The organism is Candidatus Pantoea symbiotica, assembly GCF_056491525.1.
The window spans coordinates 542,557-560,117 of the sequence record NZ_JBSZHR010000003.1 but is presented as its reverse complement, the minus strand read 5'-3'; the positions used below and the strand labels follow the sequence as shown (position 1 = coordinate 560,117).

At 50.1% G+C, this 17,561-nt stretch carries 16 protein-coding genes; 9 read left to right on the top strand and 7 right to left on the bottom strand.

Annotated features, from left to right (window positions below; genetic code table 11):
• The first annotated feature begins 88 nt into the window (after nucleotides 1-88).
• The 3 genes from ACXIZX_RS23295 to ACXIZX_RS23285 are packed head-to-tail and all read left to right on the top strand — an operon-like array spanning nucleotide 89 to nucleotide 1,820.
• Nucleotides 89-682 (top strand): NAD(P)H-dependent oxidoreductase, encoded by a 594-nt coding sequence (locus tag ACXIZX_RS23295; RefSeq protein WP_479405176.1) that lies wholly within the window; start codon nucleotides 89-91, stop codon nucleotides 680-682.
• A complete protein-coding gene (locus ACXIZX_RS23290) occupies nucleotides 679-1,254 on the top strand; it encodes a TetR/AcrR family transcriptional regulator (RefSeq protein ID WP_479405175.1) in 576 nt (191 codons plus the stop codon). Before ACXIZX_RS23295 ends, ACXIZX_RS23290 begins: the two co-directional genes overlap by 4 nt.
• 17 nt (nucleotides 1,255-1,271) lie before the next feature.
• Nucleotides 1,272-1,820, top strand: a complete 549-nt coding sequence (locus tag ACXIZX_RS23285; RefSeq protein WP_479405174.1) for a pyridoxamine 5'-phosphate oxidase family protein — start codon at nucleotides 1,272-1,274, stop codon at nucleotides 1,818-1,820.
• Here the strand turns inward: ACXIZX_RS23285 and ACXIZX_RS23280 are convergent, their stop codons facing one another.
• Complete coding sequence (locus tag ACXIZX_RS23280) at nucleotides 1,821-3,287, bottom strand: MFS transporter (protein ID WP_479405173.1); 1,467 nt, start codon at nucleotides 3,285-3,287, stop codon at nucleotides 1,821-1,823. It lies immediately after the preceding gene.
• A 116-nt stretch (nucleotides 3,288-3,403) separates the two neighbouring features.
• Here ACXIZX_RS23280 and ftrA point away from each other — a divergent pair, with 116 nt between their 5' ends.
• The gene (gene ftrA / locus ACXIZX_RS23275) at nucleotides 3,404-4,408 is read left to right on the top strand and encodes a transcriptional regulator FtrA (protein WP_479405172.1); all 1,005 of its coding nucleotides are present in this window, start codon (nucleotides 3,404-3,406) and stop codon (nucleotides 4,406-4,408) included.
• Between the two features lie 116 nt (nucleotides 4,409-4,524).
• Here ftrA and uraH read toward each other — a convergent pair whose 3' ends face one another.
• Nucleotides 4,525-4,947 (bottom strand): hydroxyisourate hydrolase, encoded by a 423-nt coding sequence (gene uraH, locus ACXIZX_RS23270; RefSeq protein ID WP_479405171.1) that lies wholly within the window; start codon nucleotides 4,945-4,947, stop codon nucleotides 4,525-4,527.
• Nucleotides 4,948-5,712: 765 nt separating this feature from the next.
• Nucleotides 5,713-5,916, bottom strand: a complete 204-nt coding sequence (locus tag ACXIZX_RS23265; RefSeq protein WP_008106297.1) for a con-10 family general stress protein — start codon at nucleotides 5,914-5,916, stop codon at nucleotides 5,713-5,715.
• Nucleotides 5,917-6,826: 910 nt separating this feature from the next.
• Between ACXIZX_RS23265 and ACXIZX_RS23260 the strand changes: the two genes are divergently transcribed.
• Nucleotides 6,827-8,392 (top strand): methyl-accepting chemotaxis protein, encoded by a 1,566-nt coding sequence (locus ACXIZX_RS23260; protein ID WP_479405170.1) that lies wholly within the window; start codon nucleotides 6,827-6,829, stop codon nucleotides 8,390-8,392.
• Between the two features lie 45 nt (nucleotides 8,393-8,437).
• On the opposite strand, the gene map is transcribed toward ACXIZX_RS23260, so the two are convergent.
• The 3 genes from map to ACXIZX_RS23245 all read right to left on the bottom strand — a co-directional run bounded on the left by map (nucleotide 8,438) and on the right by ACXIZX_RS23245 (nucleotide 10,206).
• Nucleotides 8,438-9,220: a type I methionyl aminopeptidase gene (gene map / locus ACXIZX_RS23255; RefSeq protein ID WP_154183751.1), complete on the bottom strand. Its 783-nt coding sequence runs from the start codon at nucleotides 9,218-9,220 to the stop codon at nucleotides 8,438-8,440.
• Nucleotides 9,217-9,462: a ParD-like family protein gene (locus ACXIZX_RS23250; RefSeq protein WP_258145635.1), complete on the bottom strand. Its 246-nt coding sequence runs from the start codon at nucleotides 9,460-9,462 to the stop codon at nucleotides 9,217-9,219. The genes map and ACXIZX_RS23250 overlap by 4 nt, the downstream gene beginning before the upstream one ends.
• A gap of 558 nt (nucleotides 9,463-10,020) precedes the next feature.
• Nucleotides 10,021-10,206 carry a con-10 family general stress protein gene (locus ACXIZX_RS23245; RefSeq protein ID WP_008106309.1) on the bottom strand — a complete coding sequence of 62 codons (186 nt, stop codon included), beginning with the start codon at nucleotides 10,204-10,206 and terminating at the stop codon, nucleotides 10,021-10,023.
• A gap of 247 nt (nucleotides 10,207-10,453) precedes the next feature.
• On the opposite strand from ACXIZX_RS23245, the gene ACXIZX_RS23240 reads away from it, so the two are divergent.
• The 4 genes from ACXIZX_RS23240 to ACXIZX_RS23225 all read left to right on the top strand — a co-directional run bounded on the left by ACXIZX_RS23240 (nucleotide 10,454) and on the right by ACXIZX_RS23225 (nucleotide 16,757).
• Nucleotides 10,454-11,902 carry a sugar porter family MFS transporter gene (locus tag ACXIZX_RS23240; protein ID WP_479405169.1) on the top strand — a complete coding sequence of 483 codons (1,449 nt, stop codon included), beginning with the start codon at nucleotides 10,454-10,456 and terminating at the stop codon, nucleotides 11,900-11,902.
• Nucleotides 11,903-11,966: 64 nt separating this feature from the next.
• Entirely contained in the window at nucleotides 11,967-12,677 is a 711-nt protein-coding gene (locus tag ACXIZX_RS23235) for a YoaK family protein (RefSeq protein ID WP_179452573.1), read from the top strand.
• Nucleotides 12,678-12,853: 176 nt separating this feature from the next.
• Nucleotides 12,854-13,489 carry a response regulator transcription factor gene (locus ACXIZX_RS23230; RefSeq protein WP_179452574.1) on the top strand — a complete coding sequence of 212 codons (636 nt, stop codon included), beginning with the start codon at nucleotides 12,854-12,856 and terminating at the stop codon, nucleotides 13,487-13,489.
• On the top strand, nucleotides 13,482-16,757 hold the full coding sequence (locus ACXIZX_RS23225; RefSeq protein WP_479405168.1) for a transporter substrate-binding domain-containing protein: 3,276 nt from the start codon (nucleotides 13,482-13,484) through the stop codon (nucleotides 16,755-16,757). The genes ACXIZX_RS23230 and ACXIZX_RS23225 overlap by 8 nt, the downstream gene beginning before the upstream one ends.
• 101 nt (nucleotides 16,758-16,858) lie before the next feature.
• On the opposite strand, the gene ACXIZX_RS23220 is transcribed toward ACXIZX_RS23225, so the two are convergent.
• Nucleotides 16,859-17,479 carry a response regulator transcription factor gene (locus ACXIZX_RS23220; protein WP_179452576.1) on the bottom strand — a complete coding sequence of 207 codons (621 nt, stop codon included), beginning with the start codon at nucleotides 17,477-17,479 and terminating at the stop codon, nucleotides 16,859-16,861.
• Nucleotides 17,480-17,561 lie beyond the last annotated feature (82 nt).

The window sequence follows — 17,561 nt, the reverse complement described above, 5'->3', positions numbered from 1 at the left end:
TTTTTTACGTATTACGAGCGCGGTAAAATTGACAACCTACCAATGGTAAGTTACTACTAGTAGCTTACTCATCACGGAGATTGTCGCTATGCATGCTCTGATTGTTACTGCTCATCCAGATCCCAACTCCTATACTCATCACCTTGTTTCTCAGGTGGCACAAGGTATTGCTGCTGGCGGCCACAGCTATGAAATTGCCGATCTGGCGGCGGAGCAGTTTGATCCGCGCTTCAATCAGGCCGATGTTGATCAGTTCAAAAATGTTGCGCCGTCGCCTGCCGATGTTGTGGCTGAACAGCAGCGGCTGGACCGTGCGGATGCGCTGGTGCTGGCTTATCCAATCTATTGGTGGTCGTTTCCGGCGCAGCTGAAAGGCTGGATCGATCGCGTTTTCACCCAAGGTTGGGCGTACGATGATGACGGCCAAACCGTGGTGAAAAAGCTCGGCCATTTGCAGGTGCATCTGCTGGCGCTGGGCGCGGCGAGTCAGCGCACCTATGTGCGCCGTGGCTATTTCAGCAGCATGCGTACACAAATTGACGAAGGGATATTTGGCTACTGCGGCGCGCCGGTGGTGACCAGCGAATTGCTGCTGCCAACCGATGAAAATTATCCCGACGCGCATTACACGCTGGCTCAGCAACTTGGGCAGCGACTTTTTAACGTGAAGGAATTGGCATGAATCAACCGACTCGCCAGCGCATGTCGCATCAGGCACGTCGTCAGCAACTGATTAGCGTGGCGTGGAATCTGGTGCGCGAGCAGGGCAGCGATGCGCTGACGCTAGGACGCGTGGCAGAAGAAGCGGGTGTCAGCAAACCGGTGGTCTACGATCATTTTGGCACGCGCCACGGTCTGCTCGCGGCGCTGTATGAAGATTTCGACCTGCGTCAGAACGCGATTATCGAGGCGGCAATGAATGCCGCCGGTGCCAGCCTTGCTGAGCGGGCTAACGTGGTGGCGTCGAGTTACGTTGATTGCGTGTTGACGCAGGGACGTGAAATCCCGGATGTGCTGTCGGCGCTTGATAGCTCGCCGGAACTGGCGGAAGTGAAGCGCAAGTACCAGCTCGATTTTATTGAAAAATTCCGTGGCTGGTTTGCCGAAGCAACGTTGCCGCAAGCCAGCATGTGGGGAATGTTAGGCGCTGCCGATGCGATTTCTAATGCGGTGGTATGTGGCGATATCAGCCAGCAGCAAGGATTAGCGGAACTTCAGGCGCTGATTCTGGCGCTGGTGGAGCGCCACCAGTAACCGAACAGGAGCAACAGATGTTATTGCGCGAGATTGATACCGCTTGCTGGAAAGAACTGGAAACTGGCGCACGCGAGCCCGATTCCGGTTTTCACTTCTTAACGCTCGCTTCGGTTGATCAACAAGGCAAGCCGCAGGCGAGAACGCTGGTGCTGCGGTCGGTTGACCGTGAAAAACGCACGCTGGAGTTTCATACCGATATGCGCAGCCCGAAATGGCAGGCGCTGGCGGTTAATCCAGACGTAACGGTTTTGGGTTACTGCGTGAAAACCCAGCTGCGATTGCAGGGAACGGTCGAGCGGCACGCCGCACACAGCGTAATAGCTGAAGCGGCGTGGCAACGATTATCGCGCCGGACGCAGCAAACCTATGCTGGCGCTGCGCCGGGAAGTGATATTGACAACCAATCCAACGATGTCAGTAACGCCGAGGATAATTTCGGCGTCTTGATCATCCAAATTACCCAACTGGATTGGTGCCTGCTGGCACGGGACAACAATCAAAGAGCGTTACTGAATTACCGCTCAGACGGAACACTCACCAACAGCAAATGGGTTAATCCGTAACTAAGGCGTACATTGTTCCTGCGCCTTGCGACGGACGTTAAACAGCAGATAACTCGCCAACGCCAATCCACACACGCCTGCCGCGCCATACAACAGCACGCCGGAAAATCCGTCTGTCAGCACCTGTGCGGCAATATCGTGGGTCAGTGAAACCTCGCCGCCGCCGGCGATGTGCTCGGCCAGCGCATACACATTACTTTGTCCCGGCATAATGCGTTGCAGACTCGCCGCGATGCCCGCCACCAGCAAGCTGCCCATTAGCGCGATATTGATGGCAAGCGTAATCAGGCGCGCGCTGATATCGATGCCAGACGCCATGCCAACGCGATTTCCCGGCACCGATCCGGTTGTGGTGTTGGTGACCGGCGTGTTGGTCAGCCCGAGTGCGATACCCGAGAGCAGCGCGCCCGGCAGTAAACTCATCTGCTGCGCGGCGGCAAACTTCATCAGCATAAAGCCCGCGCCAATGGTGAATAATCCCAGCGGGATCATGCGCGCCGCGCCAAAGCGCACCACCAATTTCTCGCCAAGCGGCGGCATCAGCAAGGTCGGCAAAGTGTAAGCCAGCAGCGCCAAACCGGTTGCCATGCTGCTGTAGCCAAGCCCGCTCTGATAATAGACCGGCAGATAAATCATCAGCGGCCAGAAGCTGAAGTTCATGCCAATCGAACCCATCAGCGCCCCGGAAAAGGCGCGGATGCGGAACACCGAGAAATCAAACATCGGGTGTGGATGACGCTTCTCAACCCATACAAACAGCAGCGCGCTGAGCAGCGTAACCAGCAAAATAAGCTGTGCCGCCAGGCTGCTCCAGCCGAGGCTGCTACCCTGCGTGATGAGGTAGGTTGCGCCGACCACGCTGAGCGATAAGGTGATCAGGCCGCCGAGATCGAGCTTTTTGGCTTCAGAATCACGCGATTCCACCACATTTTTCAGCGCGAGGATCAGCGTTAGCAAGGCGATAAAGCCGTGCACCAGAAACACCCATTGCCAGCTAAACCAGGCGACCAGCATGCCACCGATGATCGGGCCAAATCCCAGCCCAAAGCCAAAGGTAATGCCCCACGCGGCGAACGCACGACTGCGCGCTTTTCCCTGTGGAAACTGGAATGACAAAATGGCGATCAGGCAGGTTAACATCGCGCCACCGCTTAATCCTTGTAGCAACCGTCCGACGATCAGCCACCACGCATTTCCTGCCAGCCCGCACATCACCGACGTCACGCCGAAGGCGATAATGCTGATGATGAAGATACGCTTGCGTCCATAAGTGTCTGCCAGCGTGCCGGTTGCCATTAACACCGCAGTGCAAGCCAGCGTGTAGGCGTTCATGATCCACTGCAGTTCGCGAAAACTGGCGTGCATCTCTTTTTCCAGCACCGGCAGAATCACCGGTACGCTGGATATCTCCAGTCCCGACATCAATGCGGCCAGACAAACCGCCATCAGCGCCAACATGTTCTTCATACTCAATCCCTGCGATACGTTAAGAGCGTGCCAGCATGAAAGATTGGCGTGACAGTGGAAATCTGCCCGCATGCCATATATCGTCAAGATCGTGCCAATTTCTCCGGTGACCTTTAATGCAAATGATTGCTCCGTTACATGCCCGTTCGCCTGCACCGTTTAACCGACGCATGGTTTTGCTGGCGTATGAATGCCTGTGTACCTTTGAATTCGGCACGGCGGTTGAGGCCTTTGGGCGCGTCGACGACGCGTTCGGCCAGCCTTTATATGATTTGAGCGTGGCGTCGGTGGAAGAGGGTGTTTTCGGCGCGCAAGGCGGCGTGCGTTTGGTGGTCGACGGCGGACTTGAGCTGCTGGAAGAGGCGGGCACCATCGTGATTCCCGGCTGGCGCAGCGTGCATGAACCGGCATCGGATGCGCTTATCGCTGCATTACAAAAAGCACACCGCAACGGCACACGTATCGTTTCGATCTGCGCAGGCAGTTTCGTGTTGGGCGCTGCCGGTTTGCTGGATGGTAAACGCGCTACCGCGCACTGGAACAGCACCGAGATTCTGGCGCAACGCTTCCCACAGGTGCAGGTTGAACACGGCATGATTTATGTCGATGAGGGCAGCATCATTACATCAGCGGGTGGCGCAGCGGGCGTGGATTTGTGTCTGCATCTGATTCGTCGCGATTATGGCATTGAAGTGGCAAACCGCACTGCGCGCCGTATGGTGACGCCGCCGCTGCGTGAAGGGAATCAGGCGCAGCTGATCCAGCAGCCGGTGCCGCAGCGTGCGGCAAAGAATCTTTCGCCGCTGCTCGATGATTTACGCAATCACCTCAATACGCCGCTGGCGATTGATCAGCTCGCCAGGCAAGCCGGCATGAGCCGTCGCACTTTTTTGCGCCGCTTCCATGACGCTACCGGCACCACGCCGGGAGAATGGATGTTGAGCGTGCGGCTGGAAAAAGCCTGCGCACTGCTGGAGAGTGGCAAGCTGAGCATTGATCAGGTTGCCGAGCAGGCGGGCTTTGGATCGCCGGAAACCTTGCGCCATCACTTCAGACAGCGCTTGAATACCACGCCGACGCATTGGCGCAAGGCATTTAATGAAAGAGGGATAACGCTTTAATTCAGCCAGGTGCGCATTAATGCGCACCCTACGAAAACCTGTAGGGTCGCCATTGATGGCGACCGTTTTACGGTTAAATGACGTGCATCACGCCATTGATGGCGACCGTTTTAAATTTAATTCCCGCGATAAGTCGAATAACCAAACGGGCTCAACAGTAACGGAATATGGTAATGCTCGCCGTTGCTATCCATATTGAACTCGACCGGAATTTCCGGGAAGAAGGTTTTCTGATTGTTCATTTTGTAATAGTCACCGGTTTTGAACACCACGCGATAGCTACCTGCGCTGACGGTTTTATCTTCCGGGAATAACGCGCTGATTCTGCCGTTACTGTCGGTTTTGCCGCTGGCTAATTTCACCCAGTTATTATTTTGTTTCTGATCGAGTTCAACTTCAATACCCGCTGTCGGCGAGCCTGTCTGCAGGTTCAATACATGTACGCTGAGCGGATTTTTTGCTGCTGCCGGTTGTGCTGCTCCCGCTGACAGGCTGGTAGCAATCAGGATAGCGCTGGCTGAGGTAAAGAGAGTTTTCATTAAAATATCCATTTTTAGCAGGTGAATGTGCTGCAATCCTAGGTTCTTCAACAACAAAATAACAATCGATAAGACTAAATGTGAAATTTCTGAGATCAAACAATGAGTCAAGCGTGTGCCGTCATCGAAAGGGGCGCATTCATGCGCAGTTGGTCACCATAAATGGCGACCCTACAAAAGATTGGCGCGTTTTTCGTAGGGTGCGCATTCATGCGCACCTGGTCACCATAAATGGCGGCCCTACAAAAGATTGGCGCGTTTTTCGTAGGGTGCGCATTCATGCGCAACTGGTCACCATAAATGGCGACCCTACAAAGGATTGGCGCGTTTTTCGTAGGGTGCGCATTCATGCGCACCTGGTCACCATAAATAGCGACCCTACGAGTTCCGGATCGATTGTGTGTTTCGGTTTCCTGTTTTAGCGCTTCGATAACTATTCATGATTATTCTTAGTGGCCCGTAAGAATAATCCTTCGAAAGTTGTACCAGCCTTGAGACGGTGTACAAATAGAACGTTAAGTCCGCAATTTATTATTAGCCTGCAAATATAGTTTTCTGATTAATAAGCGAAGGGTAAAACCAGGATAAGCGAAGCGGTAAATATGGTGAGATTGATCAAGAAATGATCAGTGATTCGGATTTTTCGCTAGAAATAACTCTCCTGACATCGTTGAATCTGTATTTAAGCGAAGCGTAAACACGGAGTCAGGAGAGTTTTGTGCAGAAGTAAAACGCCGTTAGATGGTTATTCTTGTGCGAAGAATGTTATTTACGTCGACTAATCTTTCCTCCTTTCCGTCCTGCTTCAATGGCGCGCTCCGGGTCGTTCTTGAAGTTGCCGCCGCTCGCCTGACCACCCTTGCGTCCAGCCTCAGCTGCACGTTCCTTATTCTCTGCGAAGTTGCCTGCACCACCACGACGTTGCGTCTTTTTTTCTTCCTCATCGGGTTGCTTCTTAGCGTCCGTCATTGGTTCTCCTCTCTCTTAAATACCAACTTGATGCAAAATAAATGTAGTGCCATTTTTACCAGTTTCAAGCCTGGACTAATCTTAAGTCTTAATTCTAAGAGGCTTGCTTGTATTACTTCCAGTTAAATTTTCGATTGTCTCTAAATGTAACTAGCATGAGTTATGGCTTTGGGTTTTTTAACGTCAAGAAGAAAGTGGTGCAGGCCGGATAATAAGCGAAGCGGCAAGCGTGTTTGCTTGTAAACTTAATCGCAATTTCCGTTAGTATTACCTTGCCTTCATGCTTGCCTGCTATGTTTAATTAATCTGCTCATGTCGTATTAATTAACGCTTCGCTTATTATGATTTATTACTCCGGATAAGTTGATGTTTAACCCACCCGCCCGCTGACACTGAAACCGCCTCTTCGCGGTTCTTCTCACGAACAGTGCAAGCATTTGTGTCTCTGGCCTGGCGACTTCATCAACTGCCGGGCGCGGCGATCGAAGGCAGTTCGTCGTGTGCTAAAGCGGCGGTCATGCATCTGCTGGTCGCAGCATTTGACGCTGATTTTTAAAGTATGCGATTAGATAAACTATTTCCTTTGAGTCAAATTGCGTTAAATGCTAAAAAAAAGATCATTCTTTCGCTATTCGTAAGGACCACGTAATCATTTATTTTAAATTAAGCAAAAAAACCAGCTTGCTGCTTTTATATTACTCGCTATCAATAAATGAAACTGATCAATGAAATCGTTTTCAAAAATGATCATCTGCATAGGGTCTATTTGATGTACCTGCGTCTCTAATGTTAATGAAATAGCTGACGATAACAGCAGGGATGCTGCCGGTTAACTTCCGGAGCCTCTTCCATTTTTAAAATAACACCGTTGTCTTCACACCTTTTCAATCAAAATCATTGAGGTTTCTAAATGGACGTAGTTCAAAGATTTTCGCGTAATGTAAAGTTGCGAACCAAACTTACAATATCCTCTGTGTTGAATATCGCGATGCTACTGTTAGTGGCGTTGCTCGGATTAAATTCGCTTTTCCTAGCGGAAACCGGCGTCAATGGCATGATGAAGGATGATTACCCGACCATCGCATTGGGCAACCAGTTGATTGATGAAATCAACGTAACGGTGCAGCAGCAGGCGTTGCTGCTGAGCCCCATTGATGCGCAGCGCAGAGTGACCATTCAAAACAATCTTCAGGAAGCATCGAAAAATATCAGCGAAACCTATAAGCAATTAGGCGCGCTGGCAACGGATGAGGAATCCATTGCCTTTCTCAAACGCGTTGAATTGAAGCGTGCTGACTTTCTAAAGGAGCGAAACACTTTCTTCGAGTTAGTGAATAGTGATGTGACAAAAGCGGTGGATTTCTATTTTTCTACCCTTGCCTCAGCGCAAAGAAATTACATCAATGAGGTTGAGAGTTTCATTAATCTGCAAGAGCAGCAAATGAATGGCTCTTACGATAATTTCATGGCGTCATACAGTAAAACTAAAATCTCCATGCTGATTATTTTTGTGGTGGCTATTTTAATATCCGCATTAATTGGCTGGATTATTATCCGCTCGATTACTGTGCCATTAAAACACGTGATCGCATTCCTTGGCCGCGTGGCGGATGGCGACCTCAGCTCTGATTTTTATGAGCAACGTAAAGATGAAATGGGTCAGTTAATTAATGCCATTCAGCAGATGCAGGAGAAGATGTCGGATATTGTCAGCCATATTCGCATTAGCGCTGAACAGATATCCGGCGGCGCGAGCGAAATAATGTCGGGCACCAACGATCTCGCCGCCCGCACGGAAGAGCAGGCCAGCTCGGTGGAACAAACGGCGGCCTCGGTGGAGGAGTTCAGCGCCACCATCAGCAACACGCGAAATAACACCCACGTTGCCGCCGATCTCTCCGCCAAAGCGGAAAGCACGGTGGGGCGCAATGCCAGCATGATGGACAACGTCGCCACTAAAATGGCCGAGATCAATGATTCTGCCAGCCGCATGGCGGACATCATCAACCTGATCGATTCGATTGCGTTCCAGACCAATATTCTGGCGCTGAATGCTGCGGTAGAAGCCGCACGCGCCGGTGAACATGGCCGTGGTTTTGCCGTGGTGGCGCAGGAAGTGCGCGCGCTGGCACAGAAAACCGCAACCTCATCGCATGAGATCCGCAATTTAATCGAGGAATCTTCCACGCGCATTGCCGATGGGCGCGATATGGTCACCGACGCCAATAAGCTGATGAACGGCATGATGTCCAATGTGGCCGAGATGAAAGAGCTGCTGGTGCAGATCAATCAGGCCAGCACCGAGCAGGCCGACGGCATCAGCCAGATCAACACTGCGATTAGCCAGATTGATATCACCACGCAGCAGAATGCCTCGTTGGTGGAGCAATCGCTGGCGGCATCGGCAATGCTGAGCGAGCAGGCGGCAAATATGGTGAATAGCGTGAGTGTGTTTACGCTGCGTCAAACCGCTTAACGCGATGTGGATCCAGAACGGTGTACGCGTTCTGGATCTCTTTCGTTAGATAGCCTGATATTCGCCGGTACCTTCTGGCCACGGCGTTAACAAATCAAAGCCGGTTTCGGTTACCGCGATGGTGTGTTCCCACTGCGCCGACAGCGAACGGTCTTTAGTGACCACCGTCCAGCCATCGGAGAGCACGCTGGTGCCAGCTTTGCCCGCGTTGATCATCGGTTCGATGGTGAAAATCATACCCGCTTGCAATTCCAATCCCGCGCCCGGCGTGCCGTAGTGCAGAATCTGCGGATCGCCGTGATACACCTCGCCGACGCCGTGACCGCAATACTCGCGCACTACGGAAAAACCGGCTTTTTCCGCCACCTGCTGAATTGCCGCACCGATATCCCCTAAGGTCGCGCCCGGTTTTACTACTTTGATACCTGCAACCATTGATTCGTAAGTGATATCCACCAAACGTTTGGCGCGCACCGAAGGCTGACCGACGTAATACATGCGGCTGGTGTCGCCGTACCAGCCATCTTTGATGATGCCGACGTCAATATTAACGATGTCTCCATCCTTAAGCTTTTTCTCGCCTGGAATGCCGTGGCACACCACATGGTTCACAGAGGTACAGGTGGTTTTGCTGTAACCGTGGTAGCCAATATTCGCAGGCACCACTTTCAACACGTTTACCACGTAATCATGACAAATCGCATCCAGTTCATCGGTGGTGACGCCCGGTTTAACGTACGGCGTGATGATTTCGAGTACTTTAGCGGCGGCATGTCCGGCGGCACGCGCCAGTTCGATCTCTTCAGCGGTGTGCAGTTTGATGCTCATTGCGCGATTCCCTGCGAGGTGAATAAAGGATGGTCGAGCAGTTGCGCTAAATCCGCGCCGCTGTCGCGTTCAACGCGCATCAGTAAGCGCGTCAATTCCTGATGATTGAGTGACGGATAAATCTCGGCCAGCATGCCAATCTTCATCCAGTGTTCTGCCTGTGCATTGATGGAACGGCTCATCGCCGTGCTGGCGATGCGCAGATTCTCATGCATCAGGTCGGAAATTTTTACGATGCCCATGATGATGCCTATATATGAAATGTATGCGATATGTATATAGGCTACTCAGGAATTAGCGGATTTGCAAAGGGGAAATTTTTTAGAGGGAAAGCGGCGGCTTTTCCCCCTGACAACGCGGTTCATTGATAGGTTAGCGAAAATGTCGCCGAGGCATTGGCCTTTCCGCCCGCATCTTCGCTTCGGTAATAGCGTGCGATGAGGGTCACCATAAATGGCGACCCTACAAAGGACTGACGCGTTTTTCGTAGGGTGCGCATTCATGCGCACCGGCTTAAATTTTAGTGATTTGCTTATGTGCGCGTAATTAAGCTTGCGGCTGCCCAACCGGTCCTTTACTCATGGGGCCGCCGGGAATCGGTTGTTCGGTTTGCACATTAGGGCGACCATCGGGGCCAATAGGGCGGTCAGAGTGATAGCAGCCTGATAACGTTATCAGGACGGAAAAGATAATAAGCCCACCTAAAAATCGCTTCATATAAACACGTCCTATTGAAGGGTGTAAGAAACAAACGATCAAGCAGTGAAGCCAATCCATGGCATAAAAAATCCTAAGGCGCCTTACTCAGACTTCGTTGGAGGACGACGGCTAATCTTGCCTCCTTTCCGTCCCGCTTCAACGGCTCTTTCAGGATCGTTTCTGAAATTACCTCCACTGGCTTTGCCTCCCGCTCTTCCAGCTTCTTTCGCACGTTCTGGGTCGTTGGCAAAATTCCCTGCGCCGCCTCTGTAGCTCTGTTGTTTCATAGGAAGACCTCTTATCAATGTTCCGTGAGATTTGAGGACTAGCTAGTCACGCTGAAATTTTAGTATGCCGTTGAGGTAAAGCCAGGGCGCAGATGACGATCGTTGAAACGGATCATGAAAAAGTTTTTTTAAATGTTTATCGATTTAACAGTGACCTCCGTCACATTTTACAATTCCTGACTATACTTCTGCCTTTTGGGTTTCAACCTTTGCGCTCCAGAGCGCGTTCAATATGCAGGGAACAGGAATGGACACATCGCAGCAAAACAGTGACGACGATTCAGCGCTGAGTAATCTCACCGTCAAACAGCGCATCTTCTTTGTGGTACTTGTTGCGACCATGGGCGCGCTGGCCTTTGGTTATGACACCGGGATTATCTCGGGTGCCTTGCCGTTTATGACTTTGCCGCTCGATCAAGGCGGCCTCAATCTCACTCCATTCACCGAAGGTTTAGTCACTTCATCACTGATTTTCGGCGCCGCGCTGGGTGCTTTTCTCAGTGGCTACTTCTCCGACCGCTTCGGTCGCCGTATCACGCTGCGCTCTCTGGCGCTGATTTTTGTGCTGGGCGCGATTGGTACCGCGTTAGCGCCGAACCTGCACGTGATGGTGGCGATGCGTTTTCTGCTCGGGATTGCTGTGGGCGGCGGCTCCTCAACCGTGCCGGTGTTTATTGCCGAAATTGCCGGACCCAAACGTCGTGCGCCGCTAGTGAGCCGCAACGAGCTGATGATTGTATCCGGCCAGCTGCTGGCGTATGTGGTCAGCGCGGTGATGAGTTTCACGCTAAACGATCCGCATCTTTGGCGTTACATGCTGGCGATGGCGATGATTCCAGGCGCGTTGCTGTTCATCGGCACCTTCTTTGTGCCGGCTTCGCCGCACTGGATGGTGGCGGAAGGGCGCATCAAAGAAGCGAGCCGTATCCTGCACAAACTGCGTGAAACACCGCGCGAGGTGAAAAAGGAGATGTCGGAGATGCATCAGCACGCCAAGGCGGCGCGTCAGGGGCCTTCCGCGCGTGAACTGCTGCAAGAGAAATGGATTCTTCGCTTATTGCTGGTGGGTGCGGGACTGGGCATTGTTATCCAGTTCACCGGCGTGAACGCCTTTATGTATTACACGCCAGTGATTCTGAAAACCACCGGCATGGGCACCAACGCGTCGATTGCGGCAACCATCGGTAACGGCATTGTCTCGGTGCTGGCGACCATGGTGGGCATCAAAGCGGTGGGACGTTTTGGACGTCGCACCATGCTGATGACCGGTTTGACAGTGGTAATCGCCATGCAGCTGGTGCTCGGCTGCGTACTGCTGCTGATGCCACAAGACATGACGCAAAGTATCTTCGCGCTGGCGGCAATTCTGGTGTTCCTGTTCTTTATGCAGATGTGCATTTCGCCGGTGTATTGGCTGCTGATGTCCGAGCTGTTCCCGATGAAAGTGCGTGGCGTGCTAACCGGCGCTGCGGTTTCATTCCAGTGGATCTGTAACGCGGCGGTGGCGTTTGCTTTCCCGCCGCTGCTGTCTGCGACCGGCAATGGCGCATTCTTTATCTTTGCGGCCATCAACGTCGGCTCGCTGATCTTCGTGATCACCATGCTGCCTGAGACCAAAGGCAAATCACTTGAGCAGATCGAAAACGAAATGCGTGAGCGGTTTAGTGAGCAGGAGCAGGATCAACAGACCGCCTAACGGCGCTTGAGAATTCCTGGTCACGGGAGGAAGATACGCATCTTTCACCGGGCCAGGATTTCCCATGCTGATCACCGCCGAGAACACGCGCACCTTCAATACCGACATTCGGCTGGCCTGCACGCTGGCCGCCGTTGCCGGCGCACTCAACACCGCAGCGTTTGAAACCGTCGGTTTCTTCTCGGCAAACATGACCGGCAATGTCTCCTCACTTTCCGACCATCTGGCCAAAGCCAATCTGCACGTCGGCCTGTTTTTTCTGCTCATTGTGTTGCTGTTTATCGCTGGATCGTCGGTATCAACGCTGATTATTAACTCAGGCAGACGACGCCAGATTCGCGGTATCTACGCCATTAATATCCTGATTGAAGGCATCGCGTTACTGGTGCTGGGTGTGATTGAAAGCTGGTTCCGCTTTAACGGCTCTGGCGTGCTGCTGGTGCTTAGCCTGAGTTTTTTGATGGGATTGCAAAACGCCGTCGTGACGCGCATCTCTAACGCCCGCGTGCGTACCACGCACGTTTCCGGCACCGCGACGGATATCGGTATTGAGCTGGCGATGCTGTTTGATGTGCTGCGCCGTAAAGAATCACCCAAAGATGCGCCGCTCTATATTGAGCGGCTAAAGCTGCATTTTTACACCGTGTTGGCGTTTTTGGGCGGCGGCGTGTTGGGGATTTGGCTACTGCAGTGGATGAGTTATCTGCTGCTGATGGTGATTGGTGCGCTGCTTAGCGTGCTGGCTTTATACGCGCTCAAACGCAGCGCCTCCTGAGTATAATAACGCAACGTTATCAGCATGAAATTTTCAAACATCATGCGGCCATACAATACTTAATAAACGTCGAGCTTAGTCTTGGTTTTAACCTCAGCACCATTTTCTTAATCTCAGAAGCAATAAATACGGGTATTGTTCATCTATTTCTCGTTGCCAGAAATCAGGAACGCACTATGCTGAAAATTTTAATTGTTGATGACCATCCGATTATTCGTTTTGCGGTGCGGACAATACTTGAGAAAGTGGGTCATAAGATTGTTGGCGAAACTGAGAATGGCTTTGATGCAATTCGTCTTACACAAGAAATACAGCCCGATATTATCTTGCTGGATATCGGGTTACCTGGACTGAACGGGTTCGAAGTGATAGAACATTTACGTAATCTCTCGGACCCGCCAAAGATCCTGGTTATCACTTCTCAGGTTTCGAAAAACATCGTGATGCGTTGCCAAAAAGCGGGCATCAATGGTTTTGTGGCTAAAACAGAGGATCTTCCCGGATTAATTGAAGCGATTAGAGTGGTAGGGCGAGGCTATAGTTATTTTCCACGGCCAGATTATATGGAAAAATGGCCCTCCGGTGAATCTGCTCCAGTTGATGCCAACAGATTAATTTCACAGCTTTCAACACGTGAAATCAGTGTACTAACCGGCCTGGTTAGTGGTTTGAGTAACAAAGAGATCAGTATTCAGTTGTCTCTGAGTGAAAAGACGATTAGCACTTACAAACAACGGCTTAAAGCTAAGCTTAACGCACGATCGATTATTGATCTCATTGACTTTGCTCGTAGGAACCAGCTGATTGAATAAACGTCTATGCTCTACGCTTTTGATCTTACAGTTTCTTTTCCCTTTTTCTATTCCGTTGGTTCAGGCGGAAACTTGGGGGTTATTGACTCACGCCCCTTTAGCTGATGTGAAGCAACTGTCAGTTTCTGCTGAGCAGCGGCTCTGGCTAAAGCGTAAACAGGTTTTGAGGATGGGCATTCTTGCCTATGATTCACCACCTTACGGCTTACGCACGCTCACTAAAGAATATGAAGGACTGAACGCAGAGTACATCGGTTTGGTGGCCGCACAACTTGGATTGCAGGTTAAGCTCGTGCAATTTGATAATAGCGAGCAGCTCTGGCGCGCCCTTAGTAATGGTGAGATCGATGTCATTCCAAACGTTACCGCCGCGCAGATTAATAAGCGTTTTACCATGTCGGTTCCTTACTATCATGAAAATCTGATACTTGCGGTTAAAACATCGGATCGCGAAGTGCTACCCGCCGATCTGGCCGGTATAACAGTGGCGATGGTCGAAGGGTACGTTTCGTTAAAGGATGTACAGCAACAATATCCACGGGCACAGATTCAGGTATTTGATAACTATCAGGAAGCGTTAAGTGCTGTCGCTTTTGGTTCTGCAAGAGTGTTTCTCGGTAATCGTTATCCCATAGGTCGAAACTTCCTTAACAATATTCGCATAGAACGATTTGCTTCATTGCCAGAAAGGCAGGTGAGTTTTGCCCTGCGCCAATCAACGTCGCCATTAGAGACGTTGTTAAATAGCGCTTTATTAGCCATTACAGCGGAAAAAAGATTCGAAATTCAGCAGCCCTGGCAATCGGATTTAGATAGTGGTTTGAGCCAGTCATTAAAATTAACGATGGCTGAGCAACACTGGATTAGCGAACATCAGGAAATAAAAGTATTGCTCTACGGTGACGACAACACGGCACCGGCGGCTTTTATTGATGATAACGGCGCGGTCCGTGGCATCTCTACAGATGTTCTGGCATTGATGACCTTGAAAACCGGTGTGAAATTCACCTTTCACACCGTGCAATCACTTGATGAAATGACGCGTGAACTCCTTTCGGGTGATGCTAATATGGTTGCGGCATTGGCACCCAGTTCAGGGCGCCGTCAACAAATGCTGTTTAGTAATCCCTTTATTCGCACCGCATTTGCTTTAGTCACAGCGAAAGATAATAACAGAGTCATGCGCTTGACCGATTTGCGTGGAAAAAAGCTCGCACTGGTTAAGCATGCTGCACTTTCCGAGAATATTGCCACACGCTATCCCGAAATTCAGCAGGTTACCTTCGACAATGATGACGAAATGTTTAACGCTGTAGCCAGTGGCAAGGTTGATGCGGCGGTTGTCCTACTGATGACTGCGGATTATCGGATAAGTAATCGTTACCCCGATAAAATTAAAATAGTTAACACCGTTGGTGATATTACTGCACATGTCGCATTTGCCGTAAGTAAAGACGATCCAGAATTACGCGATATTTTGAATAAAGTCTTAGATACCTTACCACCGGATGAACTGGAATTACTGGCTAACCGTTGGCGACCCAATAATATGGTGGTTGTGAATAATTTTTGGGGTGAGCATCGTAGGTCATTACTTATCATCGCCCTTGCTGCACTTTGCGTTTTACTACTGGCCATTGCACGTGCGTTTTGGCTGCGTCGCGAAGTGTCTAATGCGGCTAATCAGGTTAAGATTTTACAAAAACTGTTAGATGGGATGCCTTTCCCAATCACGTTACGTGATTTAGACGGACGATTAACCTACTGTAACCAGTACTATTTAAAACTGGTTAATGTGCCTTATGATGAAATCATTGGTAAAAAACTGACTGACTTACCACGCAATATTACTTTCGAACAGGCAAAATACTTCCAGCAAAAAGCCGATGAAATTATTCTTTCAGGTGAACCGTACATTGAAGATATTACTATTACCTTGATTAATGAAGAAGATAATGATGAGACCATATGTACCATCAATATCTGGATGTTACCCTGGTACGATCACAATGGACGAATAGTGGGTGTAGTCGCGGGTTCCTGGGATATTTCTGAGCGCTCTGTTTTGCTGCAACAGCTTTCAGAAATTTCCGATCGTGCTGAAGCGTCTAATCGTGCGAAATCCACTTTCCTCTCGACCATGAGTCATGAAATCCGTACGCCAATGAATGCCATTATCGGCATGCTGGATATGGCGATTAAAAGCGGGCGACAGGGCGAGCATGATTTGCAGGCGCTTGAAGTCGCTCAGCAATCAGCCGAAGGGCTAGTAGGTCTCATCGGCGATATTCTTGATATTTCCCGGATTGAGGAGGGACATTTAGAGTTCCATCCCATGCAAATGAATTTGGGTGCATTGATTAACCAGCTGCTGGTTATCTTCAATGGTCTGGCGATAGATAAAAACATTTTCCTTAAAAAAATCCTGCCAGTAGAAAACATTGTTGACGTGATCGGCGATCCGCTGCGCATCAAGCAGATACTGTCCAATTTGCTAGGTAATGCGATTAAATTCACTGACCACGGCGGAGTAACGCTTGAATTGCGTCAGGAAACAGATCTCAACCCGGGTCAGGTGCGATATGTGATTGACGTGATAGATAGTGGTGTCGGCATCGACGAAACTCAGCAGACCGCACTGTTCCAGCCCTTTGCCCAGGCGGATAATCGCCGGGCGGGAACCGGACTGGGACTCTACATAAGTCGGAATTTGTGTGAATCGATGGGTGGTAGCCTGACGCTCAGTAGTGTGGTACATCAAGGCACGCGTGTTCGAGCTGAGTTTACCTTGCCGATTGCGCAGAGCAGGGCTGAGCCTCAGAAAGTGGCAGAAACGGTAGTCAGGAAGGGTGAACCGCTTAACGTATTGGTGGTTGATGACAATGCGGCTAACCGCATGCTAATGGCAAAGCAGTTGGCTTGGTTGGGGCATCATGCACATGTTGCTGTCGATGGATTGGAAGGTATTGCGTTGTGGCAAAAGCACAAATTTAATGTGATTGTTACGGACTGCAATATGCCACAAATGAACGGCTATCAATTTACTCAACATATTCGTGAACATGAAGCCTGCACAGGGCAACCGGCTGTATATATCCTTGGTTTTACCGCAAATGCTATGCATGAAATCATTGAGCGTTGTCTAGCTGCAGGCATGAATGGATGTCTGTTTAAACCCTGCTCGATTAGTAGTCTTGCTGAGGCATTAAATCGTTTCGATAGCACTTTTACTGAACCTGTTAATTTAAAACCTTCAGCAGGAAATTGAATGCTGGTTGGCCCAAGGTGATTGATAAATAGCAATATTAATGAGAGCGGAACAGGCATTTCCCTGGTCATTGAGTTTGGCGAATGCCTCCGCTCAGTTAATTAAAAACCATGACGTCGCGCGATATCAACGACGTCACGCACGTCATTGGTGTGAAACTTATCCATGATATTACGTTTATAAGTGCTGATGGTTTTGTTACTGAGGCGTAACTCATCGGCAATCTCCTTATTGGTTTTACCTGCCCCAATTTCACGTAGTACCTGCATCTCTCTGCCAGTCAGACTGCGCAAAGATGACAATGCTTGTACAGAGACATCATCATGAGGCGACACCGTTTGTATATCCATTAACAGCGGACGACTATGCTTCGGCAGGTGCAGAATGCTATAGAGTGCTTCTAGAGGCTGGCTCTTGCTTAAATAAGCCATCCAGTTGAGCTGATATCCGCGTAATATGTGATAAACACTTTCAGAACCGGCATAAATGACAATGTTCAAATTATTTGACATTTTCTTTAGGTCACATAGCCGGGAAAGATACTCTTCCTTCAGTGAGGCAGGATCAAGAATAATAAAGTCTGGCTTTAATAATATGACGTGTCGGAACAACTCGTCAGGACGAGTTGTGCTTCCGATAATGTTAAAGCCTTGCTGTGATAAAAAATAATTTAGCCCAGCAATTACTAGCGGGTTGTTATCATAAATAACGATTTTTTTCATCGTTGGTTTCTCCTTGTGTTGATTCTCTAATACTCCATCACATTTGGAATGAAATAAATACAAGACCCATCCTTGTAGGTTA

Excerpts from the sequence above, each read along its gene's own strand:
- ACXIZX_RS23295 (WP_479405176.1), top strand. The coding sequence starts at position 89 with ATGCATGCTCTGATTGTTACTGCTCATCCAGATCCCAACTCCTATACT.
- ACXIZX_RS23290 (WP_479405175.1), top strand. The coding sequence starts at position 679 with ATGAATCAACCGACTCGCCAGCGCATGTCGCATCAGGCACGTCGTCAG.
- ACXIZX_RS23285 (WP_479405174.1), top strand. The coding sequence starts at position 1,272 with ATGTTATTGCGCGAGATTGATACCGCTTGCTGGAAAGAACTGGAAACT.
- ACXIZX_RS23280 (WP_479405173.1), bottom strand. The coding sequence starts at position 3,287 with ATGAAGAACATGTTGGCGCTGATGGCGGTTTGTCTGGCCGCATTGATG.
- ftrA (WP_479405172.1), top strand. The coding sequence starts at position 3,404 with ATGCAAATGATTGCTCCGTTACATGCCCGTTCGCCTGCACCGTTTAAC.
- uraH (WP_479405171.1), bottom strand. The coding sequence starts at position 4,947 with ATGAAAACTCTCTTTACCTCAGCCAGCGCTATCCTGATTGCTACCAGC.
- ACXIZX_RS23265 (WP_008106297.1), bottom strand. The coding sequence starts at position 5,916 with ATGACGGACGCTAAGAAGCAACCCGATGAGGAAGAAAAAAAGACGCAA.
- ACXIZX_RS23260 (WP_479405170.1), top strand. The coding sequence starts at position 6,827 with ATGGACGTAGTTCAAAGATTTTCGCGTAATGTAAAGTTGCGAACCAAA.
- map (WP_154183751.1), bottom strand. The coding sequence starts at position 9,220 with ATGAGCATCAAACTGCACACCGCTGAAGAGATCGAACTGGCGCGTGCC.
- ACXIZX_RS23250 (WP_258145635.1), bottom strand. The coding sequence starts at position 9,462 with ATGGGCATCGTAAAAATTTCCGACCTGATGCATGAGAATCTGCGCATC.
- ACXIZX_RS23245 (WP_008106309.1), bottom strand. The coding sequence starts at position 10,206 with ATGAAACAACAGAGCTACAGAGGCGGCGCAGGGAATTTTGCCAACGAC.
- ACXIZX_RS23240 (WP_479405169.1), top strand. The coding sequence starts at position 10,454 with ATGGACACATCGCAGCAAAACAGTGACGACGATTCAGCGCTGAGTAAT.
- ACXIZX_RS23235 (WP_179452573.1), top strand. The coding sequence starts at position 11,967 with ATGCTGATCACCGCCGAGAACACGCGCACCTTCAATACCGACATTCGG.
- ACXIZX_RS23230 (WP_179452574.1), top strand. The coding sequence starts at position 12,854 with ATGCTGAAAATTTTAATTGTTGATGACCATCCGATTATTCGTTTTGCG.
- ACXIZX_RS23220 (WP_179452576.1), bottom strand. The coding sequence starts at position 17,479 with ATGAAAAAAATCGTTATTTATGATAACAACCCGCTAGTAATTGCTGGG.